This is a genomic window from Hyphomicrobium sp., from assembly GCF_003987855.1.
Lineage (GTDB): Bacteria > Pseudomonadota > Alphaproteobacteria > Rhizobiales > Hyphomicrobiaceae > Hyphomicrobium_B.
This window is the reverse complement of sequence record NZ_RXIZ01000009.1, coordinates 46355-72855: the sequence shown is the minus strand read 5'-3', so window position 1 is coordinate 72855 and position 26501 is coordinate 46355. Positions and strand designations below refer to the sequence as shown.

The following is a 26501-nucleotide window of genomic DNA, read 5'->3' as shown; positions in this document are numbered from 1 at the left end:
CGCAAGATGTCGAACGATCAGATCAATCGTCGACGGCTTGTCATTACTTCGGAGCCGCCGCGGCGTCCGGGGACTTGTCGGGCAGCGGGTCCTTCGGCGGATCGATCTTCAAATCGAGAGGATAGGAGTAGGTCGTCTTGAAGACCGGCTTGTCCTCGTGGCCCGGCGCCAGAAGAACGTTACTTGAAGGAAGCCCAGTCATCGCATCCACGTAAAACATGCGGAAGGCTTGGTTCTGCGGCGCGGAGCCCTTCTCAGCCTCGTTTTCCAACTTGTAGCTCAGAACATCGCGGCCATCGATTTGCGCTCGGCCTTTGCAAGCGTAGTTGCCGACGTCGCTCTGCTGTTTGACGACCGTGTCGTCCATCTGCTCGCGCAATTGAGCCGCTATTTTCTGCGGGACCGCACGCCACCCGCCTTCTTGCTTCGCCCAGGCGTCATCGCCAACCAAAATGATCTCTGTTGTCTGATTGGTGAGCTTCGACGTCACCGTCTGGTGCATACGGTCCGGAAGAACGTAGTCGACCTTCATGGCAATCGGCCCGTTCTCGGTGAGCATGTTCGTTTCCATGCGGAACCATGACGATTTCCGCAGCTTCTGCAGCGCGGCCGAAACCTCATCGCGGCATGGATTTGCATTCGGCTTGGCGTCGGAAGGGCTGGGAGGAGCAATCTGCGCCGAGGCGGCGCCAGCGATAGCAAGTGTTGCGATGATGGAAAGAACGATGCGGCGCATAGGTGATCCCAATCGATGCCGAAGGCGGTGTTATCGGAGCTTTTGCACAGGCGCATTTGCCGGCGCAACGATCTCAATGTCCGTGGGGTAGGAATACTTCACTTCGCGCAAGGGCTTCGCGCCATCCGCAAGCGGACCGATCACATTATACGCGGGCAGGCCAGTCGCCGGATCAACATAGATCGTCCGCGCGATGACCTTAGATGGGTCTTTCAGCGCGTGCGTTCTGTCTTCGAAGCGATAGCCGAGAAGATCCTGGTTTTCATATTTTACCGTGCCGAGGCACTCGTAGCCCTCTAGCTTGCTCGGCCGCGCCAATGCTTCGGCGACTTCAGCAATGATCGATTGCGTAAACTGCGGCTGCAGTTCTTCAAAGCTACCTCCCGAGCCCGCAAATGCCCGGTTCTCGACCAGCATCGTCTGCTGCTCGCCAGGCATTGCTGGTGACGTGACCGTCTGGAGCATTCTGAGGGGAGGCATATAGTCGATGCGCATATGCGCTTCGCCCTCGGCCGTCGGCTGCGAGAACTCGACGCGAAATGCCTTCAGGGAGAGCTGCTTTCTTATGGCGGTGAGAACGTCTGCCGAGCAGTCCGTTCCGGCGGCAGATACCGGCGACGCGGCGGCAAGAGCAACGGCGGCGACGAGTATTTGCAAACGCATGCATTTCCTCCGAGATTTTTTCCTTGCGTTATACTCAGAACCGCGCCTGAAGCGATCTTAAAGTTCAGCAAGGTTTATGCGGCGCCGGGCGGAGGCAAGTCATTCCTCCGCAGCGCGTCCACCAATTTCGCGGTTAGAGCAGTGGTGGCTATCTCACCGCTCGCGGGTCGTCGGCATGCCCTTCTGATCGCGCATCATGTTTACGAACCGCGTGAAGAGATAATGGCTGTCCTGCGGGCCGGGCGAGGCTTCTGGATGATGCTGGACGGAGAATACCGGCTTGCCCTCGAGAGCCAGGCCGCAATTGGAGCCATCGAACAATGAGACGTGAGTCTCTACGACTCCAGACGGCAGGCTCTCGCGATCGACGGCGAAGCCGTGGTTCATCGAGACGATCTCGACCTTGTTGGTGGTGAAGTCCTTCACTGGATGATTGGCGCCATGGTGGCCCTGATGCATTTTCTTGGTCGTGGCGCCGAGCGCCAAACCTAACATCTGGTGGCCGAGACAGATGCCGAATACCGGCTTGCCGCTGTCTACGAGCTTCTTGATCTCCGGGACAGCGTAAGCGCCCGTTGCGGCCGGATCCCCCGGGCCGTTGGAGAGGAAAACGCCATCCGGATTGCGTGCGAGAATATCTTCGGCCTTTTCTTTCGCCGGCACGACGGTCACCTTGCAGCCAGCGGACGCAAGGCAGCGCAGGATGTTGCGCTTCAGGCCATAATCGACGGCAACGACGTGGAATTCCGGGTTCTCGTTGCGCGTATAGCCCTTGTCCCAAACCCAGCGCTGCTCATCCCAGGAATAGCTTTGGCCGCTGGTCACTTCCGGCACGAGGTCGAGGCCGAGGAGTCCGTGCCAGGAATTCGCTTCCGCCTTCAGAGCGTCGATATCGAACTTGCCCGAAGGCTCGTGGGCGATGACGCCGTTGGGCATGCCGCCTTCACGGATGCGCGACGTCAGCGCGCGCGTATCGACGCCTGCAATGGTAATGATCCCGCGCGTCTTGAGCCAGATGTCGAGATTTTCGACCGAGCGGTAATTGGACGGATCGGTGACGTCGGCGCGCAGAACGCACCCACGCACGCCTGACCGCGAAGCGAGATTTGACGTCTCAGTGTCTTCGGGATTGGCACCCACATTGCCGATGTGAGGAAACGTGAAGGTGATGATCTGTCCGGCGTAGCTCGGATCCGTAAGGATTTCCTGATAGCCGGTGATCGCGGTATTAAAGCACACCTCGCCGACGGCAGAGCCGGTCGCACCTAGACCACGCCCTGCGATGACGGTGCCGTCATCGAGCACGAGACGCGCCGTGAGTGGCGCTTCGATCCAGGGTTCAGGTGCTGTCATTTTCCATCCGTTCGTCGAAATAGAAGTGGTAGGGGGCAAGTCGCGGCGGAACCTATGGGAACGCCTTACCAACGTCAATTACGTGCCGGCCGAGAGTTCGCACTCGTCAAAGACTTGCCCCGGCCTGCGCGCAGCACGTAAAGCAGTCGTTGGAACAAGGAGACGCACCATGCGCGCGCAGATCAACGCGGACCTCAAAACGGCGATGAAGGCCGGCGACAAGCAGCGAGTGGGAACACTCAGGCTCATAAACGCGGCCATTCAGTCGGCTGAGATCGAAGCGAAGAAAGAACTCGACGATGCCGGCGTCCTCGCGGTGATGACGAAGATGGTAAAGCAGCGCCGGGATTCAATCGCTCAATACACGACGGGCGGACGCCCGGAATTGGCCGCGACCGAACAAGCGGAAATCGATATCATAGAAGCCTACTTACCCAAGCAGATGGACGATGCCGCAGTCACGGCGGCCATCGCCGAGGCCATCAAGGAGACCGGTGCCGCCTCGCCCAAGGATATGGGCAAGGTGATGGGCGTGCTGAAATCGAAATTCGCTGGCCAGATGGACTTCCAAAAGGCCAGTGCCGCCGTGAAGGCGGCGCTCGGCTAACCCCGCCTCGGAATTTGCTCAATCAGCGGGCACTGTGGAAAGCGGGTACGGAAGTCGCCCGCAACGCCTTGAACGGACGGCGTTCCGCACGAATCACCTATTGATTTGTATGCCGCGAGGATTCCCAATCCGCTGCGGCTTGGCAGGCTCGTCTCCGAGGCAAACAACGCGTAATGCGCTTCAGTCCCAACTTTCTGGATGAAATCCGCGCCAGGCTGCCCGTCAGCCAGGTGGTCGGCCGGAAGGTTGCGCTGAAGAAGGCCGGGCGAGAATACCGCGGCCTCTCACCATTCAAGGTGGAGAAGAGCCCCTCGTTTTTCGTCAACGACCAGAAGGGCTTCTATCACTGCTTTGCATCGGGTGAACACGGAGACATCTTCACCTTCGTTATGAAGACTGAGGGGCTGGAATTCCCCGAGGCAGTCGAACGATTGGCCGCTGAAGCCGGCGTGCCGATGCCGAAAACCGTCGAGCGAAATGTCGAACAGGAAGACCAGCGCGATCGCCTTTACCGGCTGCTGGAGGTGTCCGCCGAATTCTTCGAGACCGCGCTGCGTTTGGCTCAAGGGGCGGAAGCGCGCCGTTACCTGGAAAAGCGGGGTCTGGCACAGGAAACGATCAAAAGCTTCCGCTTAGGCTTTGCGCCAAACTCGAGGACGGCGCTGGGCACCCATCTCAGAGCGAAAGGCTTTTCGAACGCGGACATGGTCACCGCCGGGATGCTGATCTCCGGCCAGGACATCCCCGAGCCGTACGACCGCTTCCGGAACCGCGTGATGTTCCCGATCCTGGATCTCAAGGGCCGGGTGATTGCCTTCGGTGGCCGTGCACTCGACAAGGATGCCCAGGCTAAGTACCTGAATTCTCCCGAAACTCCCCTCTTCCACAAGGGTCATATCCTGTTTAACGCGGCAAGGGCCCGGACTGCCAGTCATGACAAGAACAGGGTTATCGTCGTCGAAGGCTACATGGACGTCGTAAGCTTGGCAGAGGCCGGTTTTGGGGAAACTGTCGCCCCTCTTGGAACAGCGCTCACTGAAGACCAGTTGAAACTCCTGTGGCGCTTTGCACCAGAACCGATCCTTTGCTTCGATGGCGATAGCGCTGGGCAGAAAGCAGCGGATCGTGCCGTCGAGGTGGCCTTGCCGGGCGTCAAACCGGGACACAGCGTATCTTTCGCGTTTCTACCTACTGGGCTTGATCCTGATGACCTCATCCGCCAGCAGGGCGCGGGCGCGATGACGACGATACTGGAAAAGACTAGGCCCCTCATCGACGTGCTTTGGGAACGAGAACTTAAAGCGCAGCCCATCGCCACCCCTGAGCAGCGCGCCGCCCTGGACGCACGGCTGAACTCTTTGACGGCCTCCATTCAAGACGCGGCCGTCCGCAACCATTACGCGCGCGAACTTCGCGATAGGTTGTACCAGCTTGGACGTGAACGCTCGGCGAGCCGCTTTGAGCCCCGTGGGAATTCCCCCCGCGGCTTCTCCTCGTATGCCCGGCCCGTGGCAGCCCCGGACTGGCGTCAAAGAGAGCGCCATAGGCTAGGCGGAGCAAACGGGGAACGCAGGAAATCGACACCTCGTGACGCATTCCCGGGCGGCCCACTGGTAAGTGCTGAGCTGGCTAGCCATGTTCAGAGCATATCGCCGCGTGAAGCTCTCATCATGAAAACGCTTCTTAACCATCCCTGGCTGATTGATGATCATTCAGAAGCGATTGCGTCGATCGAATTCGCGGCACCATCGCTTTCAATATTACGGGATGAGATTTTAGCGTTGCACGCCCGCCAGAATTCACTTGACAGCGCAACTTTACGCACCCAATTGAGCAAATCGGGGGTTGCAAAGGTGGTGGACCTCGTCGCGCAAACGATTACGCACGCCAGCGACCGTTTTGCCGAGTCAGATGCCTCCGTCACCGATGTCGAAGCCGCCTGGCACCACATTCTTGCGTTGCATCAGCGACAGGTCGTTCTTGGCCTTGCACTGAAAGCGGCTGAAGAGGCTTGGTATCGGGATTGCACAGAAGAGGCCGAGATACGCCTTCTCGACATCAAACGACAAATCGCCAGCGAGGCGGCGATGGATCAAATGGACGAAGAGTTCGACCGACCCGACGACGACGCTCCTGTGGTTAAGCGCGCCGGATAGGCGCGCCTTTGCATTCCGGTCTCGGAACACTGTGACAGCAGCAGTTCGGAGCCAAGGTATTGATTGAGCCGCTTCCCTGAGGGGCGGCACAGACGACAAGGAACAGAAATGGCACGCGCCCAGCAGGCAGTCCAGAAAACCGAAGACAAAGAGCAGGCAGCCGACGCGCCAGAGCGCGACAGCCCCCTCCTCGATCTATCAGACCAGGCCGTCAAGCGCCTTCTCAAGTCGGCCAAGGCCAAGGGTTACGTCACGCTCGACCAGTTGAATTCCGTTCTGCCCTCGGAGGAAGTTTCGTCCGATCAGATCGAAGATCTTTACGCCACACTTTCGGACATGGGCATAACGGTCGTTGAGACCGAGGAAGGCGAAGAGAAAGAAGAAGGCGCCGATGACGTCGCCGACGAGGAAGAAGGCCGCTCGCTCGTCACGCAAAGCTCGTCCGCGCTCACGAAGTCCGAAGGCAAGTCCGAACCAGCCGAACGCACCGATGATCCCGTCCGCATGTATCTGCGCGAGATGGGTTCCGTCGAGCTGTTGTCGCGCGAGGGCGAAATCGCCATCGCAAAGCGCATCGAGGCTGGTCGTGAGGCGATGATCGCCGGCCTTTGCGAAAGCCCGCTGACGTTCCAGGCCATCATCATCTGGCGCGACGAACTCAACGACGGCAAGATTCTGCTCCGCGACATTATCGATCTCGAAGCCACCTACGAAGGGCCGGAAGCCAAGGAAGTGCCGGCGATGACCGGCGAGAGCGAAAGCGCCGAGAGTGACTCCGAAACGACTCCCGGCGAAGGCGACGACGAAGACGAGTTCGAGAACGCCATGTCGCTCGCGGCGATGGAAGCGGAGCTCAAACCGAAGGTCCTCGAGACGTTCGATAAGATCGCGTCGACATACAAGAAACTCCGCAAGCAGCAGGACAAGAAGCTCGAGCAGCAGCTCGTTGGTGAGCAAGGCTCCCGTCAGCAGCAAAAGGCGTATGAGAAGCTTCGCGATGAGATCATCGTCGATGTGAAATCGCTCTCGCTCAACAACAACCGTATCGAAAGCCTGGTCGAGCAGCTCTATGCCATCAACAAGCGGCTAATCGGCCTTGAAGGCCGCCTGATGCGCTTGGCCGATAGCTACGGCGTTCCGCGTCAGCACTTCATCGACGAGTACTACGGCAACGAACTCGACCAGACGTGGCTTGATCGCGTCGCCAACAACGGCAAGAAGTGGACGCAGTTCGTCAAGGTCGAGCGCGGCCAGGTCGAACAGATCCGCGCCGAGATCCATCAGCTCGCAACTGAAACGGGTCTCGAAATTCCCGAGTACCGCCGCATCGTCAAAGCGGTGCAGAAGGGCGAGCGCGAGGCCCGTCAGGCAAAGAAGGAAATGGTGGAAGCCAACCTTCGCCTCGTTATCTCGATCGCGAAGAAATACACCAACCGCGGCTTGCAGTTCCTTGATCTCATCCAGGAAGGCAATATCGGTCTGATGAAGGCCGTCGATAAATTTGAATACCGCCGCGGCTACAAGTTCTCGACCTACGCTACGTGGTGGATCCGGCAGGCGATTACACGCTCGATCGCCGACCAAGCGCGTACGATCCGCATCCCGGTGCACATGATCGAAACGATCAACAAGATCGTCCGTACGTCGCGTCAGATGCTGCACGAGATTGGCCGCGAACCCACGCCTGAAGAGTTGGCTGAAAAGCTCGCCATGCCGCTCGAGAAGGTTCGGAAGGTTCTGAAGATCGCGAAGGAGCCGATCTCGCTCGAAACGCCGATCGGCGACGAAGAAGATTCCCACCTCGGTGACTTCATCGAAGATCGCAACGCAGTGCTTCCGATCGAAGCGGCAATTCAATCGAACCTGCGTGACACGACCACGCGCGTATTGGCTTCGCTTACGCCGCGCGAAGAGCGCGTGCTGCGCATGCGCTTCGGCATCGGCATGAACACCGACCACACGTTGGAAGAAGTCGGCCAGCAGTTCTCGGTGACGCGCGAACGTATTCGTCAGATCGAAGCGAAGGCCCTCCGCAAGCTCAAGCACCCCAGCCGGTCGCGGAAGCTCAGGAGCTTCCTGGACAACTGATACGAAGGGGCCGCGAAAGCGGCCTTTTTTATGTGATAACGGAAGATGTTATCAGTCATTCAACTATCATAAAATCAGTGGATCACTGTCATCATGACAGTGGCACTGACGATCCTCGAAACAGACGCCCGGGCTGAAACCGCGATCGATGCGGTAATCCTCGCCGGACGCTACGCAGCCGAACGGCATTGGGTGCCGGCCACCTCCGGCAATTTCTCGGTGAGGATCGACTCCGAACGCATCGCCATCACCCGCAGCGGCGTCGACAAGGGCGCGCTCACTCGCGCCGACGTCCTCATCCAAAAACTTGATGCACCGCTCGTCGCTGGCTCTTCGGCGGAAGCGGCGCTCCATACACGACACTACGTCGAACAACCTGACACCGGCGCGATCTTCCACATTCATGGGCCGCATTCGACGGTCATCGGGCTCGCCCATGCCGCCGGCGGCGCGGTGCGGCTCGATGGCTGGGAGCTTCAGAAAGCGCTGAGCGGCGTCAAAACCCATGAGACGACGATTGAGGTGCCGATCTTCGCCAACGATCAGGACATCGATGCATTGTCCGATCGCGTCGCCGCGTATCTCAGCACGCCGGTAAAGTCCGATGCTGTGCGCGCCCCAGGTTACCTGCTCGCGGGGCATGGCCTTTACGCTTGGGGTAAGACGGCCCAGGACGCACGTCGCCACGTCGAGGCGCTAGAAACCCTCTTCCAACAATCCATGATGCTCAGGAGTTATCGTCCATGACGCAGCTCATCATTTATTCGGCCTCTGACGCCAGCGATGTCCTTCTCGACACGATCGACTTCGCGCTGATCAAAGCAGAACTCGAACACGCAGGAGCAACGCTCGAACGTTGGAAAGCGGCACGGCCGCTGAGCTCGGACGCAACGTCCGAGGAAATCCTCGATGCCTACAAACCCGAGATTGATCGTCTCAAAAGTGAGCGCGGATACGTCAATGCCGACGTGATTCATATCCGGCCGGGGAATCCGAACTGGCCAGCGTTACGGCAGAAGTTTTTGAGCGAGCATACGCACGACGAAGACGAAGTGAGGTTTTTCGTCGAAGGCAGCGGCGCCTTCTATCTGCACGTCGGAGATAAGGTTTATCAGATCGTGGGTACTGCCGACGACCTTCTCTCTGTTCCGAAAGGGACCAAGCATTGGTTCGATGGCGGCCCCGAAGGCTCCTTCACGGTGATCCGCCTCTTCAATGATCCGTCTGGCTGGGTCGCTCACTACACAGGCGATGCCATAGCTGAGACTGTGCCGACTTTCGAAGCCGCCTGACGTGAGCGCCGAAGCCACCCAAGCACTGCAGCCCACCCTTGAGCGCGCACCGCTGCGCATCAATGTGGCAGCGGTTCTCCTTGATATCGAAGGGACGCTCAGTCCAATCAGCTTCGTTCAGGACGTGCTGTTTCCGTACGCGAAAGCGAAGTTGAGGGATTACCTGTCGGCGAACGCTTCGGATCCCGCAGTCCGCGATATTCTCGCTCAGGCTCGCGATCTGTCGGGCGCGCCCGATGCCATCGCCGCTATCGAAGCTTGGCAGGCAAATGACGTCAAAGCCCCTCCCTTGAAGAAACTGCAGGGCATGATTTGGGACAGCGGCTACCGCTCTGGCGCTTTTGTCAGTCCCATTTTCCCAGACGCGCTAGCCGCCTTTAGACGGTGGCACGTGGATGGATTCCCTCTCTACATTTACTCGTCTGGGTCGGTGCAGGCTCAGCATCTCTTCTTCGAGTTCACGGAAGAGGGCAACCTGCGAAGCCTATTCGAGGATTATTTCGACACGGAAATCGGACCCAAAACGGATCTGGCCTCATACCAACGCATCGCCGATCAGATCGGGCGCAGGCCTCAAGAGATCGTTTTCATGTCCGATAATGTGAAGGAGTTGGAGGCGGCCCGCGATGCGGGACTAGCCACCGTGCACGTGCTCAAAGATCGTACGCCGAGCACGCCGGATTTTCGCGAGATATCAGATTATTCCGAGATTACTCTCGGCCTCAACCCCGCCTCCTAAGCGATACCTTCGAACGATCGCGTTCTTCAATGGGCCGTTATTTGCCTGAATGATCCCTGGCGGGATCGCGCCGTTGCGCCTCCCTAAAAATAACGCCAAATTCTGGAGGAGCGAAATGTCCCAAATTCAAGAAGAGCCGGGAGGCATCCGCAGGGAGGACTGCCAACCCGTCACGCCTCACCTCGTGTGCGCAAGTGCAGCGGACGCCATTGAGTTCTACAAAAATGCTTTCGGTGCGACCGAGTCGATGCGGCTCGCCGGAGCAAACGGCAAGCTCATGCACGCGGCCATCAAGATCGGGAGCGCCAGCGTGATGCTTGTCGATGAATTGCCCGAGTGGGGCGCCGTTTCGCCCCTCACTCTCGGCGGCAGCCCCGTGACCATCCACCTCTACGTTTCCGATGTCGACGCGTTCGTCGAGCGTGCCGTAAAAGCTGGCGCGCTACTCCGAATGCCTGTCGAAGACATGTTCTGGGGCGACCGGTACGGCATCATCGAGGATCCATTCGGCCACAAATGGTCTATCGCAACGCATCTGCGTGACATGAGCGTTCCCGAGATCGAACAGGCCATGCGGAAGCTCATGCCGGCGTCAACCAGCGACTAGCCGGCTGCCACTATTCGATTGTGATGATTTCCGCCTCGCCAGCGCCGGCGGTCACCGTATCACCCACGCTCTTTTCCATTAGCGCCTGGGCGAGTGGCGAGACGTACGAGATCCTTCCCTTGGCGGGATCGGATTCGTCCTCGCCGACGATGCGGAAGGTCTGCACACGGCCATCGTCGCGTTCCAGCGTGACAGTCGAACCGAACGAGACGACGGAGGCGTTGGAGGGCGCGGCCTGAACTTCCGCGGTCGTCAGCCGTTGAGTCCAATAGCGCAAATCTCGCGAGGTGCGCTGGATTGCGTCTCGGTCGCCCGAACGCTGACCCGCCGCAAGCTCGTCCTGAAGACGTTCGACCTCGGCCTCGATCAGGGCTAAGCCTTCCGGCGTCACCAAGTTCCGATGTTCCGAGACGAGCTTCTCGGGAAGCTCTTCCACGGCGTCGGATTCTCTCACAAATGCTCTGCTCATCGAGCCAATATAAGCATTTTCCAGGGCCGGTACCAGAATGCGACAACACCAGCAAACGTTGACGATAGAGACCCGGGGCCAGGGTCTCAGCGAGTTCACTCTCGATGTCGTCCAAATCGTTGGGAATTCTGAAATCGAAGTGGGCTTGGTCCACATTTTCTGCCGCCACACCTCGGCATCGCTGCTGATCCAAGAGAACGCGGATTCCGACGTGCAGCGGGACCTGATCGCATTCTTCAAGCGTTTGGTACCGGACGGCGATCCGCTATTCGTCCATCGCGCCGAAGGGCCAGATGACATGCCTGCTCACGTCAAAAGCGCACTGACGCAATCGACGCTGACGATCCCCATCGCCAACGGACGGCTGATGCTCGGAACCTGGCAAGGCATTTACCTTTTTGAGCATCGTGCTCGACCCCATACGCGCGAAGTGATCGTGCACGTCATCGGCGATTAACGCCTTCTTTTGCATGAGCGTGAAACACAGCTACTCGCACACTGCGCTTGCTGCCGTCGCCTTCAAATGGAGTTTTTCATGCGCCTCCCCCTCATCCCAACCGACACGCTGACACCCGAACAGAAGTCTCTCTACGACGATATGAAAAAGGGCATCGAGGCCAACTTCAAAGGCTTCACTGCCATCAACGAGAATGGCCAGCTGATCGGCCCTTGGAACCCTTGGCTTCGCTTTCCGAAATTTGGTGGCCCCGTTTGGGAATACACGAAGGCGATGTCATCGTCGCCGAAGCTGCCGCGCACCGTCCGCGAGATCGCCATTCTCGTGACGGGCACGAAGTTCCACGCAGCGTACGAGTTATATGCTCACGTCCTTATCGCAGAGCTCCGCGGCCTGCCGGACGACAAGATCACCACAATCATCTCCGGCAATCGGCCGACCGATTTGACGAGTGAAGAAGCAGTCGCCTACGACCTTGCTTCGAGCCTAGTGACGGGAAGCACACTCCCCGCGTTGACATACAAACGTGCAGTCGCCGCGTTCGGCGAAGACGGAGCGGCCGAGTTCATCTATTTGGTCGGCCTCTATTGTACCGTCTCGGTGGTCCTGAACGGCTTCGACGTGCCGCTTCCTCAAGACGGCACGGCGGACTGAGCCGGGCTACTCAAGGCGATAATTGAAACTTACCGAAACGCGTTCGGCTTTGGCGTGATTGATCGGCACTTCATGCCGGAGCCAGCTTTCCCAAAGAAGGAGCGTACCTGGCGACGGCGCCACCGAAACAAAGGTCTTGTTCTTATCCTTCGCTGTGGACTTACGCGGTGGCGCGGCCATCAGCATGGGCAGTCTGGGATCTTCATATTTGATCGCGCTCGCATCTTTGGGAACGGCAAGGTACAGCGTGCCGCTGATTACCGAGTGCGGGTGGATATGCGCGCTATGGTGACCGCCTGGCTTCAGAACATTGATCCAAAGACTGTCGAGAACCAGCGCTCGCCCATCGAGATCGAACTCAAGCGTGCGAGCGAAGCCCGCGACGTGCCGGTCCAGAACAGCGACGAGGTCAGCGAAAGTCGGATCTCGGACGGGCAGATCGTTCAGCGAGGCATAAGATGTATATCCAGGATAATCATTGGCTTTAGACCAATTTTGTCCCGCCCGGTCGGCACCGGATATCTCCTCCGCCGCAGTTAGCAGTTCGGATACCAGCTGAGACGTCGCACCTCGCGCGAGCTCCTCACGGTAAATCTGGGTGACGAAAAGCTCCTGTACGCGCGCCATGACCTAGCCCCCAAATGGAAGGTGAAATGTCGCGTTTACCCCAGCATCCTTGCGCATGGAAGGGTGGGAGCCGACCTGCTAAGACCCCCCAAGATCGAATCGCAAAAAAGCCGACCGGAGAAACTCCTGATGTCCGACAATTCCGAATCCGAAGCCCGCTCAGCAACGGCAGCCCTCATTCGCGACTACTACGCCGCCTTCAATCGCGGCGACACCGACGCGATGCTCAATTACCTGACCGATGACGTCATCCACGACGTTAACCAGGGCGAGCGCCGTCAGGGCATCGAGAAATTTCGCGCCTTCAATGCGCGCATGACCCACAATTACAAGGAAGAGCTTAAAGACATCGTCGTTATGGTATCTAAGGATGCCACACGTGCATCGGCCGAATTCAACGTGCACGGCACCTACAAGAACACCGAGGAAGGGCTGCCTGACGCCGTTGGCCAAAAGTACGTGCTGCCCGCCGGAACGTTCTTCGCAATTCGCGATGGCAAGATCGCCCGGGTGACGACCTATTACAATCTCACCGACTGGATCGCTCAAGTCGCTGGCTGAGGGAACGAAGCATGGCGGCCGAAGAAAAGAAGAAGCTCGAAGTCAAATCGGTAACGGGAGCGGATATTCTTTCCGTCCTTCCCGATCTCAGCCGGCTTCGGATCATCGTGTTTCGCGACTGGCCTTATCTCTACCAAGGCACGCTGGAATACGAAGAGAAGTACCTGGAGAAGTTCGCCAAAGCCAAAGGCGCCGTCGTGGTTTGTGCTTACGATGGCGACCAAATGGTAGGCGCGTCGACCGGTGCTCCTATGATCGAGCACGCCGATGAGTTCGGAGAGCCATTCAAGAAGGCCGGCTACGATATCTCGAAGATCTTCTACTGCGGCGAAAGCGTTCTGCTGAAAAGCCATCGCGGCCACGGTCTGGGTCACGCCTTCTTCGACGGGCGCGAGGCCCAAGCAAAGAAGCTCGGCGGCTTCACCCACTCCACGTTCTGCCGTGTCGTGCGGCCAGACGATCACCCGTTGAAACCTAAAGATTATGCCCCACTTGATCCGTTCTGGAGAAAGCGGGGCTACGAGCCAGTGGAAGGGCTGGTCGCCACGTATGATTGGCAGGATGTTGATCAGCCAGGCGAGACGACCCATCAAATGCAGTTCTGGATGAAGAAGCTCTGATGCATCACAAGGCACTCAAGGTCGCAAGCTCTCAATACCCGATCGGTCAGCCCAAAACGCTTGCCGAGTGGGAGGAGAAGATTGCGCTTTGGGTCAAGAATGGCGCGGCGACCGGCGCAGAGCTTCTCGTGTTCCCCGAGTACGCTGCCATCGAGCAGGCGGCATGCTTTGGCCCCGAAGTATACGGTGATCTGCAGGCGACGCTCACCAAGGTCGCGGAGATCAAGGATCAACGAGTTCAATTCCACGTCGAACTCGCGAAAAAGCACAAGGTGCATATTCTCGTCGGCTCCGGTCCCGAGAAGAAGGCAGATGGGCGCTTCGTCAATTCAGCTCAGCTTGTCACCCCGAACGAGACTGTCGGCGTTCAAGAGAAGCTGATCATGACTCCGTTCGAGCACTCCTGGGGCGTGACCGCAGGCAAAGAGGTGCGCGTCTTCGAGACGGCGATCGGCGCGTTCGGCATTGCGATCTGCTACGACAGCGAGTTCCCACTCATCGCGCGCGCCATGGCTGAAGCAGGTGCAGAGGTCTTGCTTGTGCCCTCATGCACGGAGCGCGTTTCCGGCTATCACCGCGTTCGCACGGGCTCGATGGCCCGCGCGCTGGAAAATACGATTGCTTCCGTGCAAAGCCCGATCGTGGGCGACGCACCGTGGTCGCCCGCCGTCGACTTCAACGCCGGAGCCGCCGGAATTTACGTCCCGTCCGAGAACGGTGTCTCCGACACCGGCGTGCTGGCCCAAGGAACACTTAATGCCGCGGAATGGGTGACCGCAGAGATCGACATTGCGCGGCTACGGCGCGTGCGCGAGACCGGCGAGATGCACAATTTCGGCGATTGGTCGATCCAGCCAGGGGCTCCAACGCCGAAGGTCGCCGTCGAAGTCGTCCGGCTTTCCTAGAGACCAAAGGTACTACTTCAGCGCCCAGGTGATCGTCACGCGCGCTTCGAGCGTGCTTGTGCCGGTCTCGATCGGAACCGATGAAGCAGCGGCTTTTGCGAGACGCGGCGCGTACATCACCGGGCCGCTTGAACTCGTTTCCTCCGATATCTGGAGAACCTCGCCGACATCGGTACCTGCCGCAGCGGCCAAAAGCTTGGCCCGGCGCTGTGCGTTCGCCACCGCTTCTTTGCGGGCATCGTCCTTTAGCGCATCTTCCTTCGACACTTCGAAGGCAAGGCCTTGTATTTGATTGGCGCCGGCGCTCACGACATTGTCCAGAATATCGCCGAGCTGCCCAAGCTTGCGCACGAGCACCACCACCTGATTGCTGACGCGATAGCCGCGCACCTTCGGCGGTTGGCCTTCCTTCGAATAATCCATGACCGGTTCGACGTTGAACGAGGCGGTCTGGATGTCTTTCGGATCGATGCCCTTCGACTTCAATTCCGTGATGATCGTCGTCATCGTCTCACTGTTCTTGGTCAGCGCTTCGCGGGCCGTGGCAGCCTCCGTCGATACGCCGGAGGTGATGCGCGCGCGGTCAGGCTCGGCCTCCGCCGTTCCCGTCGCGGAAACCGTGATTGTTCGTTCCATCGGCTTATCCTCCGCGTGCAAAAGGCTTGCTGGCGTCATGAGCAACGCCGTTATGCAGCCAAGTTGAAGTGCTGAAGGGAGGCGGCGGGAACGCAGGGCGCTAAGCATCAAGTATCTCCGACATTTTCCCCTTGGTCGCTATAGTCGCTTCGAGGACAAAAGAGGGCAGAATACTGTCCAGGGCATGAATGGCGCGCCTGTCCCCTCGGTGCGCGCCTTGCGACGGCGGTATCTCCTGCTATAGCTTGAGCCGCGTTTTGCTCGCTTGGGCGTTCGACGCATTCATGCTGCGCCGGAAAAGAGAATGGTCGACACGAAAGCTCGCGACGAAGCCAACAGCGCATCTACAGGTTCCGACATTCGCCAGTCGTTCGGCTCGGAATTCTTGGTAGTCGGCTTTTTCACTCCCAATTACGAGGCTGCCGCCAGGGCCTTCGCGAACAACCTCGTCGAGCACCGCATCTCTCATCACCTTTACGCGCGTCCCCTCCTCGACGGTGATTGGTATTCACAGACTCGCCAGAAGCCTACGGTTCTCGCGCAGGCGCGCCTCGATCATCCAGCTGAAACTTTGGTCTTCATGGACGTTGATTGCCGCGTACGCGGCGACATCGGTGCCATCCTGCAAACACGCGGCGACGTGGTCATGCGAACCAAGGGAACCTCCATGGGCTCCCGCCAAGCCCTGAAGCCCACCACGCGGGTGCTCCTCCTTCGGCCCAACATCGGGTCGGACGCATTCATCGCCGGCTGGGAGGCCGCCTGCCGCCGGGCGGGCAAGGGGAATTCCGCCGAATACATGCTGATCCAGGCGATGTCCGACAGCCCGGAAACTTATTCGGTGGGGACTTTGCCGATTAGATTCGCCGGACTGGAATTGCACGATGCTCCGCCCGATGCGGTCATCGTACACGACAGCATTCGCGATCCGACCCGCCCCGCATGGGCCCTCCGGCGCGGCCTGCAACGCTATTTCCGCGGCCTCAGAAATACCGCCTATCGGATGGCGACCGGGAAGACTTACGACGAACTCTACAAAAAACGTGGAGCTTCTGGTCGGAGTTGATTGACCAGGAATTGGAGTGACAGATTGCCTGCCACAAAAGCGTCGTTGAGGCTGTCCCCGCGGCAAACATCTGATAAGAGAAGCACCGCGAGGGGCCCGTAGCTCAATGGTTAGAGCTGACGGCTCATAACCGTCTGGTTCCAGGTTCGAGTCCTGGCGGGCCCACCAGAGAAATCAATATGTTAGCTAAACTTCTAAATCTACCAGTCTCGCAGTTAGGTCCACTTTAGAGGCGCCGTCGCATCAAAAGAGCGCTGACCTTGATCGGCGCCCGAAGTCGGCCCGAATCCACAGCCGCAGAAACCCCCGCATCTGGAATTGCATCTCGTCGGCATTTTTATTCGCGTATTTCGTCGATCGGCGTGACCGGCTCAGCACGCGATCCTAGACAGTTGGCTTCACAGCAAACAATGCTTCTCAGTGAGCAAATATTTCAGCGCTCTGGGGATGACGATACCTGCATCCTTGACCGTCCTTCCGAATACGAGTCCATCGTTGAGCTCCTAGCCGTCTCAGCCGCTGCCAACGCCGTTCCTTGCTGAAGTGCTCGGCACCTTCGTCAACAGACAGGGATGCATCCCGTGAAATTTCTTCTCGCTATACTTCGGATTGCTGGCTGGCTGATCGCGATGGCAATAGCGCTCGCCGCATCCGGTGCCAGCATCGTCTATGCCTACCGCTACGGGGTCACGCTGGCCGCTTCAGAAGCAGAGCCCTGGATGACCGGCACGACTCTGGCGGTGGCAGACGTCGCCAAAGTGGGTTTGCCGGCGATAATTGTCGCTCTGTGGGCAAGCTCGCATAAAGTGACATCCGGTGCGCTCAGCGTCGTCTTTGTGATGCTTATCTTTCTTTCGCTTTGGGCATCAGCCTCGATCACGACGATAGAGCGTGTCACGAGGGACGCCAAGGTCAACAACGCCTCCAAGATCGAAGCCGATTTGCGAGCCGAGCTGCGTGCCGCTGAGAGCCGCATCGTCGAGCTAGGCTCACCCCCTCCTCTCACTGCAATCGAAGCCGAGATCGACGGTTTCAAAACCGACGCGCGCTGGCGCACGACCGAGGCGTGCAATCCGCTCAATGTGAAACCAGGCTCTCGGCGTTTTTGCGAGCAGGCTGCGCTGAAGCAAGCGGCTCGCGAGAAAGCAGCGGAGGCAGACGGTCTGCGAGTTCGCACGAACGAAATCCGACGCACCCTTACGACACCTTCGCCTGACGCGGGGCGCATTGCGAGTCCTGAGCTGGCGGTCGTCGCGGATGTGTCAGGGTGGCGTGCCGAAAGCATCGGCCTCTCGCGAGCCGGCTTCTTCGCCGTTGCGCTCGAACTGCTGGGTGCCTTCGCACCATCCGCGGTCTGGTTCTTGCGCCCATCGGCTGGCGCAGGATCATCGGTTCCGAAGAGCGCACCACAACCTACCAGAGTTGCGGATACGTCGCGGAAGCAGGCGCCGCGCTCGCAAAGCCCAGCGCCGGGCTCACGATCGAATGTCAGGAGTCAAGTCGCAGGCAAGCGTGGCCGAAAACGAGACCCGAATGTTCTTGATTTCGTTCGCGAGTTTCACGAAAGGCACGGTCGGTCGCCAAATATTCCCGAGATGCGCGCTGAGTTTCCGGGTCTCCATAAATCCACGTTGTGGCGCGCCGCACGGGTTGCGTTAGTGGGAGCAGATAGTCCGCAGCAACTCACGGCGTAGTGGTTGCGATGAGAGGATCGGCCGGTTGCTATTTGCCGTCCTGAGCAGTTTCACAAATTCTCTGAAGTCGACGGGTTCCCAGATGGTTATGCTTTTACGCAACCTACCCACGTGCAACCGTTGCGCTTGCGCTCTGCTCAATTGCTTTTCGGAACCTTGGTGCGGTTGGATTGGCACGACGGAGCGGTTGCGGCGCCATTTCACATGGTTGCAAATTGCCTACTAAACCGGGACAGCCAATCGATTAACTTTCGGCTTTTTAGGAAATAGTATGACACCCGAATTCTCAGAATTCTCTTACGGTTTTGCCCTTCTAAATGATATCGTCGGTTGGTCGCCGTTGGCGATTGCTCCGATACTTCCCAGTCTGATTGAGGAGGCTAACGTCGGCTATGATGTGAAACTGGATTGGCCCGGAGTGCCTCTGTACCTTCAATTTAAACGCGCTGATTTTATGTTACGCCGTACTAAAAAGCTTAGAAGAAAGACGAAGCTGAATTCTCCCTACTATCGTTTCAAAGTTATGGATCAGAGTAGATCGCGACAGCATCAATTGTTGTGTGAATTAGATCGCGGAAACAACACCGTGTTTTATGCGGCGCCGCGTTTTCACCAGCTCGCCGCGATCAATGCGGCATGGTCAGCCAAGCGCGTCGGCCGTAAGTCGATTTTTGTTCAGCCCTCCGAAATAGGGGAACTTGACGAGCAAGCACACTATGTCGCCTTTGATGAGCTCACAACATACGTGCTTTCGGAGCCACGAGAAATATCGCACGCAACTGACCATGACGTTTTGAATAAGTTGCAAAAAAGGTTGAAAAAACAGACTCGCTCAATTCGCGATAACCTCCCAAATCTAATAGACGAGGCGCTCAAGGCGGAACGTCGCGCGGATTTAAAAGAACAACATAGAGAGGACCAGCGGGAGGCGGCAAAGCTTGCTCGCGCTAAAGATCGCGGTTTGCGGGAGCCCCTCGGCTACAGCGTTGGGCGGACTTCGATAGGAATTGTGCCGGTCGAAGAAGTTGTGGAGCCTTCCCCAATTCCTACTCGGCAAGTGGGTCAGTTGTCTGGTCCGCAGAGTGAATTACGGAGACTTGCAGAAATCGCAGCTCACCACTTTGATACACAGCTATGCGTGGTGCAACCTCGTCAGACATAGTCCTCCGTTAGAGGATGGGCGCGATCGAATTGGGGATGGATTTCACGTTCCAAGACACTTGGCCGAGGACATTCTCAAGGCAACCTCAACCTTAATCTCCTGCGCTTGTTCCCAGTCCTCCTCCCGCCGATCGTGCATAAGAACGAGCTTGTCGCCGAACTGGAAGCTCTGTGCGCCAGGGTCGAGGCTGTTAACGCTCTCCAGAAGGAGACCGCCGCGGAGCTGCAGGCATTCTCCCCGCTATTCTCGACAAAGCGTTCAAGTGGGAACTATGACCCACAACACAGCAATGAACCAAGGCCCTTCGGGTCGTTACCTCATCGGACTAATATCAATGACCACGACGCTAAGGCGATGCCGATCGTCCGCTGGAATGAGGGATGTCAACGCGTCATACAATTCAGCTGCAGATGTCGGGCGAGCAATTCCGGCTGGGAGAGCCGGCATCCGCCGCCCGTCCTTCTCTCCAGACCATAAAACACAATAAATGCCGACACCTTGAGCCCGCACGTCGGAGGCATATAGATGATCGAGCTGTGTACGCCACGCGTTCCACAACTCGGGGTGATAATGGTGCTTCACCTCGATCGGAAGCAGACGGATAGCGGCCTGCAATACTACGATATCGCAGCGCTTCTCCGCTATCATGTGGTGCTCCACAGTGGCAGCGAGATCGAGCGGCGCGATCCGATGCTGTAAATCAGCAGCCAGCAGCTTGGAGCAGATCGGCTCGTCTTTCGGCTGCTCGTAGGATCGATTTTTGTCGCCCCAGTAAGCATTCAATCTTGCAAAGGATGTTCCTCGGATCTCCGCGGAAAGTTGCTCGAAGTGGTCGACGACGACAGCTAACAGGTCAGCCATGTTGGCAGGCGCCGAATTCATCAGGCTCGTCGAAATGCGTTCGCGCTCTGGAGCCTCAAAGTCCTGCTCCCGCCGCTGCCGCAGGCGCTGTGCCAGATGGTGCCGCGCGAGATCGCGATAACTCACGAGCGCCGGATCGCCGGCCAATTGTGCAAGACGAAGCCCTGCTTGTTCATCGTCGCATGACGCAAGATACTTGATATTTCCAGCGACGAATTCGGCGGCGTCGTGGTCGTTGTGCCGTCCCCAGGACGAACCGAGCCGACTCCCCGCATTGTGGAAGCGAGCACCGACGCTTGCAATCAGCGCTGCCGTCTTTTCCGAGGGCATGGGAGCAACCGCGTCGGACATCACGTCACCGCCACGCCAAAGATCAATTGCCGCCCAAGCGCCGCTTTCGGATAAAGTCGCAAATTTTGTGGTGAGGTCAAAAGGCATTGGTTCTAAGACGAACAAGCCAGCGAGCCACAAGCCAGCCATCTCGTCTGTCGTTGACACCTTGGCCAGCGCTGCAGTGGCCATTTGGCGTGCAGTTTCCGGTTCGTTGAAAAGGAGATGAAGGACGCAAGTTTGCGCGACCTGGGACGTCGGTAAGACTGGCCCGGCGAACAACGGCGGTATCATGCTGCTGACGATTGCCGCGCATTCTGGACGTTGCGTGAGATCGTAGAAGCACGGAAGCTCCGATGCGCCGCGATCGACAGCATCGCGCCAAGCATCGGCTAGAAGTGAGCGGACGGAGGATAGCGAATCGATAAGACGCGCAGAGAACCAATCCGCAAACAACGGCTGAGTATCGGGCACGCTCACAAAAATATCAGCACGCGCGATGATCCCCGCTGCGACAACTGCCTCGGCAGCTTGAGGGATAGGCCGATGAGCGCGTAGTCGCATAGATGCGGACAGCATCAGCAGAATGAGATGAGTAGAGTAGCCATTGTTGCGACCAGCCTGAAGCATGGCGTCAACGGTCGGTAGATTCGGAGTATCGACGAACGCGTCAAACCCCGAAAGGAAGGCGTTGGCTATCGCGTTATCTGTCAGCTCGACAAGTGGCGCTTCCAAAGGCGCAGAAGCGTCAGCATCATGCCTTTTCCCATAGTATCTGACGGCCCAGCGCAATGCGCCGACAGCATTTCCAGATGCGATCGATGCGATATCCGGCGCGAGGCGCTTGACGTTGTTTGCGCGCGTCTCCTCCGTTTCCTGTCGTCTGGCAAGCACGCGCTCGCGCTCTTCCAACACGTAGGGTTCCAGCTGATGAACGTCCCAGCCTCTCGCCGCGGCCGCAAGATCCGGCCGGGCACAGAGAAGCGCAGCGGCTTGTTCCGCTTCGGCCAACGTGAACCCCGTTTGGGGAATCCTCCAAATCCCCTCCTGGAAATAGCCAGCCGCAATCGCCGCGAGAGGCTCTGTGGCAGCTTTGGTAAGCAAGAATAAATGGGGCGGGTGTGGCCATAGCTTGTATGGGACGCAGCGAGTGAAATCCCCACGCAAGCATCTAAACAGATCAACGGTAGTTTCTGGCGCGGCCTCGCGGACGGCGGTGTCGAAGAGCTCGGCAAACAAGCTCGGCTCAATACCAAAGCGTGCAACCAGCGCCTCATCGACTTCACAATCACTTTGGTGCGGTTTGATCGACCGCAACCACGAAAGCAGCTGCAACGGATCGATCGGCCTCTGTGTGGCCAGTCGATCGATGAGCCAATCCCTAAAGAGAAGCTCTAGCTCGACAGGGTTCCTGGCGTCCTCTGGCAGCAGTTGGCTGGCGGTATCTAGTAATGTATCGAGGTCAATTGGGCGGATCAGATCCCGCAAGGGATTGAGGATCCCAATCACGCTGTGTTCGTCCCTTTGCGATTTGTACTGATGAAGAATGGAGACGACACGAGCAACAAAATCGGCTTGCCGCGCGGTCTCGCGAAGAAGCGTGATACGCAGCGCCGGCGCAGACATATCGTTGCTTTGCGCAGCCAAATGTTGCTCGGCATCTTGCGCCACTGCAGCTTTGCCATGGCGCAATAGGGCGCGCAAAGCAGTTGATCGCAGCCAAGTGTTATCGGTTGGGGTGAACGCATGCGCAGCGATCTCGGCGTCGAGGTCGAGGTTGTCGGCGGAGGCCGCAATTGCCTCCAGACATGCTACGAGGAGATGAGAGCTGGCATTCGAGTCGGTGAGAATTGAGAGCAGAATGGGACGCGTCGATCGGTTTGCCAACCCGTTGAATGCGCCCCGTTCGTCTTCGCTGGCAAGAAACCACGGATCAGTTGCTTTGACCAGCGCAGACCAGATTGCGATCTGCACTGCGGGCTGAAGGCAAGCGCCGTCGCCGTAGGTCGCGACTGCGTAGGGATCTCGAACAATGAGTGACTCGGCTTCTATGCCGAGATGGCACATCAACCAAGCGAATAGGCCTCTCAGCGCGGAAACAGGTGCTCCATCCAGGGCGCACATCATGGCCAGCGTACGGGTCACTGGGAGACCGTTGCGAATGCGGCTGGCCAGGAATTCGGCCGCCAGGAACTCTGCAATGGTGCGGTGGGCCGGTTGAAACAGGTCAGTTTTTGGGGATGAGAAGACGCGCCGGGTAAGTGCCAGATCCGCGTGGACCATCGGCGCATAGGGAATGGTTGAGATGGCAACGACATCATCCTCATGTGGAGCCGCATCCACCCTACACAGCGCCTCGCCATCCGCGAGCAGAAGTGTGGCGCACGCGGCGCCGGCCGCGCGTCGCAGATCCTTCATGGCTACAACCGCCGTGCCGCGTGGTTGATGCGCAGCGTTTGTTTCAATGAGCAGGTTTTCGACGCCATACTGATATGCTTCGAATTTGTTGCGCGGATGCTTACCAGACTTCCAGGCGCTCACCATCAATTCGAGAGTCTGCGGATTACCGAGCAGGTTGGCGATTCCGAAGGACTTGGCTTCGTCGATGAGTTGATCCGCGTTTGTCAAGCGGCCGGCAACGATTGTGCGGATTTCTGCGTCGTCGAACGGCAGAAGATCCAAGACGATAACGCGACCGCTTGGACTCGCGGCCGAGATGACCGATTGGTCGAGAGCGCTAAACCAGTCGGCAGCGCGGCAGGACAGCCTGAACTTCGGCTTGCCTAAGTCTATGAGCGCTTGAGCAACCCGATCGGCGGCCGCGTCAGTCCCGAAGATCTTGCGATATTCGTCGAGCCCATCGAGAAATAGCGGGTGAGCAACCGGCGGAGCAGGTTCGAGCAGAAACGCCCTGACGGTTTTGGCGTAAGTCCCTCCCACGATGCCGAATAGGGTGGATTTGCCCGAGCCAGGATTACCTAGCAGGATGAGAGCGTCGGCATCGACGAATTCACTGAAGGACCTCGGTTCCTTTGAGGACCGACCGAAGCCATCGTCACGAATAAGAACACGGCGGTCCGCAATTTTGATCAAACACTTCCTCCCGGCGTAGCACGGTTATCGGTGCGGGAGGTACGGGTGCCCGAGTCTGGCCGTGAGCGGCATCGACCCACTCGTCGTTATCATCAAGATCGAACCCCCATAGATTGTGTTGGTGGCGAGCTTGTGCACGTCGCCAACCCTAGTTCGGATGTGGTCGGCGCTGGACGATCCTTCACGTTTGCCAGCTCGCCACTATCTCAAACGTCTCTTCGCAATCCTACCCCAATCCGTCGACCAGGACGGAGATTGTTCTTGTCGGCCTGTCTTACGTATCGGGCGAGTATCGTTTGTGATCGATGGCCCGTAACGCTAGCAATCTCCAACGTCGAGGCGCCGGCCTCCGCGGCGCTTGTCGCGAAACCGTGGCGCAGCGAGTGCGCGGCATACCGAGCGGCCTCTTTAAAGGCCAGTTTTTCTGGCACGCCGCTCCTGACAAGGTGCTGTGCGACGCGAGCCTTCACGATCCGCGGAACGTAATCCGCCGACAATCGCTCTCGCTGAAGTCTGTCACCTTTTCGGAATGAGCGGAACACAGGCTCTCCCGAGGCGATGCCTGCTTGATCGAGCCATCGGTCGATCGCCTTTGCCGCTTCGCGATTATCCTCGCGGTTGACGATAATTGGATCATCGTCGTCGGTCACTGTCTTGCCGCGCACGAGCACGATGCGGAAGTCTTTTGCGTTCCGCATGAGGAAGCCGCTGCCCTCCCCCAGCCGATCGAGATCGAGCCCGACAAGTTCGCTCCGCCGGCGCGCGGCGGCAAAACCCAGCGCCAGAAGCGCAGCGTCCCTTACCGCGACCAGATCGTCAGCGAGGCCTTCGAGGATATCGAGAAGCTGGCGAGCCGGGAGGGCGGCGGACTGGTTGGGCGCCTCGGCCTTCTCGCGCTTGATGCCTTGGAGCACACCGCGGAGCGCCTGATGACGGGTGTCAAAGCTCAGCCCCTTTGCGACGTGAGCAGCTCTGATCGCTGGGATGACGGTGCGGACGGATGATATGGCCTGACCAGCTTCGCCGGTTGCGATGCGTCGACCGCCGCGGCGTCCGTGATTGGCACGCTCGGCGATCCAGTTCGCGACCGCGACGGGAGAAGCGGGATACGGAGCGACGCTCTGCTCTTCGCAGTGCTGTTCCCACGCCTTGAGTTGTGCGGCGTAGGCACGAAGCGTGTTCGGGGCGAGCGACGCCTTCAGGAACTTCAGCGCATCCTTCGACAGGAAATCGATTTGTGGAATGATGTCGGTCTTCGTCACGGCGCCCCCTCTTCGCCATCGGGACACGATAGGTCCCGATAACCATCCCTTGTCAGAACCTAAATAAGGACGTTTTTCGTCCCTGACAAGGGCGATATTTGTCCCTTGTGGAATCTGCTATCTCGCTTGAATGGACAAATGGCATGGGCGGCAGATCGCTGCGGCACGAGCGATGGCCGGCTTGACCATCGCAGAATTGGCGGCCGCGGCGGGCGTCACGGAGCGCACCATTCGACGGATCGAAGCTGCCGAGACAATCACAATCGCAGAACGTCTGACTCACGGTGCAATCTCGCTCGCGACATGGGAGAAGGTTGTCTCGGCTCTTCTCGATCACCGCGTTGAACTTATTCCACCCCGCGGCGAAAGCGGCGCTGGCGTACGCTGGGTGGGCCGCCGTTAGCTTATCGAACATTGCGCCCGGAACTCTTTTTCGAAGGTAAAGCTGATATCGGTTTGGATAGGCTCGAAACGTCAGATTCTGACCCGAAGCCGACGTCGGCAATTGCCATGTTAGTCCCAACGCACGTCTGCTTTGCCGAGGAAGCCGTCATCGACCATCGGTCTAAAAGAAGTGATCTGCAAGTCACTCGCGGCGTCTGCTTGCCAGCATAAAGGGGACGTCTTGGCCTTGCGTTTAAGGCCATTGTAGATGTTGACTGCACGCTTCGAAGGCAGCAAGCGTATCTCTAGGCGTGTCGAGCAACGTAGTCTGACGAATGTCACGCATCTCTGTATTCGCGGACTTCATATTGCGGCCGTACGGCGCTGGCACAGCGAATGAGCGAATACCCGACGTTGTTGACCTCGGATACCCTGGAAGGGTATACTTCATACATCAGCTTGTGAGAAATTTGTGAAACCTGTTGCCGCCATACGGCTCGTTCTTGCGACCGCGCTTGTTTTCCTCTTTTCGGGGACGATGGCGTTTGCGCATGAGGGTCATCACCATGGCGCACAGATCGAGCAGACCGCAAAGGCAGCGGCTGCGGTAATTCCAGCAAAGTTTTCGGCTGCTCCTGCCAAGCATCTTTCCGGGCCCGATGTCCTGCCCAGACACAATGGTGTCGTTGCTTCCGTGACTTCCGCGTCTTCGTCAGCCTCCGGCTGCGACCACGGCTGCTGCTGTTGCGCTGGCGGTGCTTCGCCATGCGGAATGTCAGGCTGCACGGCGCTCGGCTTGTCGGCTGCCGAACAGTTTGTTCCGCGAACTGCCGACTCAGACAAGCTCGCATTTAGCATCGCCGACGCCCTCCATGGACGCAGCGACTCCGGTCTCGACCGGCCTCCAAAAGCCTAATCCTTCAAATTCTGTGATGTGAATCGGCATGCCTTGCGTGTGCGCGGATAACCGCATCGTTTTCGCTTGTTTTCAGCTGTCCGGGCCACCGCCCGCGCGGCGCGGCAGGCGATGCAAACCCATACATTCGAAGGATCGAAGACAATGAAACTAGCAACACTCGCAATGACTCTTGCGCTCTCCAACCTGCCTCTCGCGGCGCATGCGGGAGACATGAACAACATGCAGGATATGCAGCACATGCACGACATGGGCAGCATGAAGGGTATGCCCGGCATGATGGGGGGCGATCATTCGGAGTCGTCAAAAGCTTTCAGCGACGCGATGACGAAGATGCATGAAAAGATGAGCATGCAGATGACCGGCGACGCCGACGTCGATTTCGTAAAGGGCATGATCCCGCACCATGAAGGCGCGGTGGACATGGCCAAGATCGAATTGCAGTGCGGCAAAGACCCCGAGCTTCACAAGCTCGCCGAAGGCATCGTGAAAGCGCAGGAATCCGAGATCGCTTTCATGAAGTCCTGGCTCGAAAAGCACGGAAAGTAACGCCATGCTGAGGG

Annotated in this window: 25 protein-coding genes and 1 tRNA gene; 18 read left to right on the top strand and 8 right to left on the bottom strand. The window is 58.4% G+C overall.

Features of this window, described 5'->3' with window-relative positions:
* Positions 1-43: 43 nt before the first annotated feature.
* From EKK30_RS09105 to carA, 3 genes are all read right to left on the bottom strand, one after another.
* Positions 44-736 (bottom strand): hypothetical protein, encoded by a 693-nt coding sequence (locus tag EKK30_RS09105; protein WP_290983545.1) that lies wholly within the window; start codon positions 734-736, stop codon positions 44-46.
* Positions 737-766: 30 nt separating this feature from the next.
* Positions 767-1399 (bottom strand): hypothetical protein, encoded by a 633-nt coding sequence (locus EKK30_RS09100; RefSeq protein ID WP_290983542.1) that lies wholly within the window; start codon positions 1397-1399, stop codon positions 767-769.
* A gap of 153 nt (positions 1400-1552) precedes the next feature.
* A complete protein-coding gene (carA, locus tag EKK30_RS09095) occupies positions 1553-2752 on the bottom strand; it encodes a glutamine-hydrolyzing carbamoyl-phosphate synthase small subunit (protein WP_290983538.1) in 1200 nt (399 codons plus the stop codon).
* Between the two features lie 169 nt (positions 2753-2921).
* Between carA and EKK30_RS09090 the strand changes: the two genes are divergently transcribed.
* The 7 genes from EKK30_RS09090 (at position 2922) to EKK30_RS09060 (ending at position 10241) form a co-directional block, all read left to right on the top strand.
* Positions 2922-3359, top strand: coding sequence for a GatB/YqeY domain-containing protein (locus EKK30_RS09090; RefSeq protein ID WP_290983535.1), 438 nt, complete (start codon positions 2922-2924; stop codon positions 3357-3359).
* Between the two features lie 173 nt (positions 3360-3532).
* Positions 3533-5515 carry a DNA primase gene (gene dnaG, locus EKK30_RS09085; protein WP_290983532.1) on the top strand — a complete coding sequence of 661 codons (1983 nt, stop codon included), beginning with the start codon at positions 3533-3535 and terminating at the stop codon, positions 5513-5515.
* A gap of 108 nt (positions 5516-5623) precedes the next feature.
* Positions 5624-7603: an RNA polymerase sigma factor RpoD gene (gene rpoD, locus EKK30_RS09080; RefSeq protein WP_290983529.1), complete on the top strand. Its 1980-nt coding sequence runs from the start codon at positions 5624-5626 to the stop codon at positions 7601-7603.
* Positions 7604-7696: 93 nt separating this feature from the next.
* Positions 7697-8350, top strand: a complete 654-nt coding sequence (mtnB, locus tag EKK30_RS09075) for a methylthioribulose 1-phosphate dehydratase (protein ID WP_290983526.1) — start codon at positions 7697-7699, stop codon at positions 8348-8350.
* On the top strand, positions 8347-8895 hold the full coding sequence (locus EKK30_RS09070) for an acireductone dioxygenase (protein WP_290983523.1): 549 nt from the start codon (positions 8347-8349) through the stop codon (positions 8893-8895). The genes mtnB and EKK30_RS09070 overlap by 4 nt, the downstream gene beginning before the upstream one ends.
* 1 nt (position 8896) lies before the next feature.
* The gene (mtnC, locus tag EKK30_RS09065; protein ID WP_290983521.1) at positions 8897-9634 is read left to right on the top strand and encodes an acireductone synthase; all 738 of its coding nucleotides are present in this window, start codon (positions 8897-8899) and stop codon (positions 9632-9634) included.
* Positions 9635-9749: 115 nt separating this feature from the next.
* Positions 9750-10241, top strand: a complete 492-nt coding sequence (locus EKK30_RS09060; RefSeq protein ID WP_290983519.1) for a VOC family protein — start codon at positions 9750-9752, stop codon at positions 10239-10241.
* Positions 10242-10251: 10 nt separating this feature from the next.
* On the opposite strand, the gene greA is transcribed toward EKK30_RS09060, so the two are convergent.
* On the bottom strand, positions 10252-10710 hold the full coding sequence (greA, locus tag EKK30_RS09055) for a transcription elongation factor GreA (protein WP_290983516.1): 459 nt from the start codon (positions 10708-10710) through the stop codon (positions 10252-10254).
* 37 nt (positions 10711-10747) lie between these two features.
* Here greA and EKK30_RS09050 point away from each other — a divergent pair, with 37 nt between their 5' ends.
* On the top strand, positions 10748-11167 hold the full coding sequence (locus EKK30_RS09050; RefSeq protein WP_290983513.1) for a secondary thiamine-phosphate synthase enzyme YjbQ: 420 nt from the start codon (positions 10748-10750) through the stop codon (positions 11165-11167).
* Between the two features lie 78 nt (positions 11168-11245).
* Positions 11246-11821 (top strand): carboxymuconolactone decarboxylase family protein, encoded by a 576-nt coding sequence (locus EKK30_RS09045; protein ID WP_290983510.1) that lies wholly within the window; start codon positions 11246-11248, stop codon positions 11819-11821.
* A 6-nt stretch (positions 11822-11827) separates the two neighbouring features.
* Here the strand turns inward: EKK30_RS09045 and EKK30_RS09040 are convergent, their stop codons facing one another.
* The gene (locus tag EKK30_RS09040; protein ID WP_290983507.1) at positions 11828-12448 is read right to left on the bottom strand and encodes a TIGR02466 family protein; all 621 of its coding nucleotides are present in this window, start codon (positions 12446-12448) and stop codon (positions 11828-11830) included.
* Between the two features lie 129 nt (positions 12449-12577).
* Between EKK30_RS09040 and EKK30_RS09035 the strand changes: the two genes are divergently transcribed.
* The 3 genes from EKK30_RS09035 to EKK30_RS09025 are packed head-to-tail and all read left to right on the top strand — an operon-like array spanning position 12578 to position 14534.
* Entirely contained in the window at positions 12578-13009 is a 432-nt protein-coding gene (locus EKK30_RS09035; RefSeq protein ID WP_290983504.1) for a ketosteroid isomerase-related protein, read from the top strand.
* A gap of 11 nt (positions 13010-13020) precedes the next feature.
* Positions 13021-13629, top strand: a complete 609-nt coding sequence (locus EKK30_RS09030) for a GNAT family N-acetyltransferase (RefSeq protein WP_290983501.1) — start codon at positions 13021-13023, stop codon at positions 13627-13629.
* Positions 13629-14534, top strand: coding sequence for a carbon-nitrogen hydrolase family protein (locus EKK30_RS09025; RefSeq protein ID WP_290983498.1), 906 nt, complete (start codon positions 13629-13631; stop codon positions 14532-14534). The genes EKK30_RS09030 and EKK30_RS09025 overlap by 1 nt, the downstream gene beginning before the upstream one ends.
* A gap of 12 nt (positions 14535-14546) precedes the next feature.
* On the opposite strand, the gene EKK30_RS09020 is transcribed toward EKK30_RS09025, so the two are convergent.
* Positions 14547-15170 (bottom strand): SIMPL domain-containing protein, encoded by a 624-nt coding sequence (locus EKK30_RS09020; RefSeq protein ID WP_290983495.1) that lies wholly within the window; start codon positions 15168-15170, stop codon positions 14547-14549.
* 304 nt (positions 15171-15474) lie between these two features.
* On the opposite strand from EKK30_RS09020, the gene EKK30_RS09015 reads away from it, so the two are divergent.
* The 4 genes from EKK30_RS09015 to EKK30_RS09000 all read left to right on the top strand — a co-directional run bounded on the left by EKK30_RS09015 (position 15475) and on the right by EKK30_RS09000 (position 19092).
* Positions 15475-16236, top strand: coding sequence for a hypothetical protein (locus EKK30_RS09015; protein WP_290983492.1), 762 nt, complete (start codon positions 15475-15477; stop codon positions 16234-16236).
* 92 nt (positions 16237-16328) lie between these two features.
* Positions 16329-16404, top strand: a tRNA-Ile gene (locus EKK30_RS09010).
* A gap of 413 nt (positions 16405-16817) precedes the next feature.
* Positions 16818-17930 carry a hypothetical protein gene (locus tag EKK30_RS09005; protein WP_290983489.1) on the top strand — a complete coding sequence of 371 codons (1113 nt, stop codon included), beginning with the start codon at positions 16818-16820 and terminating at the stop codon, positions 17928-17930.
* A 271-nt stretch (positions 17931-18201) separates the two neighbouring features.
* The gene (locus EKK30_RS09000; protein WP_290983486.1) at positions 18202-19092 is read left to right on the top strand and encodes a hypothetical protein; all 891 of its coding nucleotides are present in this window, start codon (positions 18202-18204) and stop codon (positions 19090-19092) included.
* A 312-nt stretch (positions 19093-19404) separates the two neighbouring features.
* Here the strand turns inward: EKK30_RS09000 and EKK30_RS08995 are convergent, their stop codons facing one another.
* Both EKK30_RS08995 and EKK30_RS08990 read right to left on the bottom strand, forming a co-directional pair.
* Positions 19405-23376, bottom strand: a complete 3972-nt coding sequence (locus EKK30_RS08995; protein ID WP_290983483.1) for a hypothetical protein — start codon at positions 23374-23376, stop codon at positions 19405-19407.
* Positions 23377-23582: 206 nt separating this feature from the next.
* Positions 23583-24638 (bottom strand): tyrosine-type recombinase/integrase, encoded by a 1056-nt coding sequence (locus EKK30_RS08990; protein ID WP_290983479.1) that lies wholly within the window; start codon positions 24636-24638, stop codon positions 23583-23585.
* A gap of 130 nt (positions 24639-24768) precedes the next feature.
* Between EKK30_RS08990 and EKK30_RS08985 the strand changes: the two genes are divergently transcribed.
* The gene (locus EKK30_RS08985; RefSeq protein ID WP_290983476.1) at positions 24769-25041 is read left to right on the top strand and encodes a helix-turn-helix transcriptional regulator; all 273 of its coding nucleotides are present in this window, start codon (positions 24769-24771) and stop codon (positions 25039-25041) included.
* 1041 nt (positions 25042-26082) lie between these two features.
* The gene (locus tag EKK30_RS08980; protein WP_290983473.1) at positions 26083-26487 is read left to right on the top strand and encodes a DUF305 domain-containing protein; all 405 of its coding nucleotides are present in this window, start codon (positions 26083-26085) and stop codon (positions 26485-26487) included.
* Positions 26488-26501 lie beyond the last annotated feature (14 nt).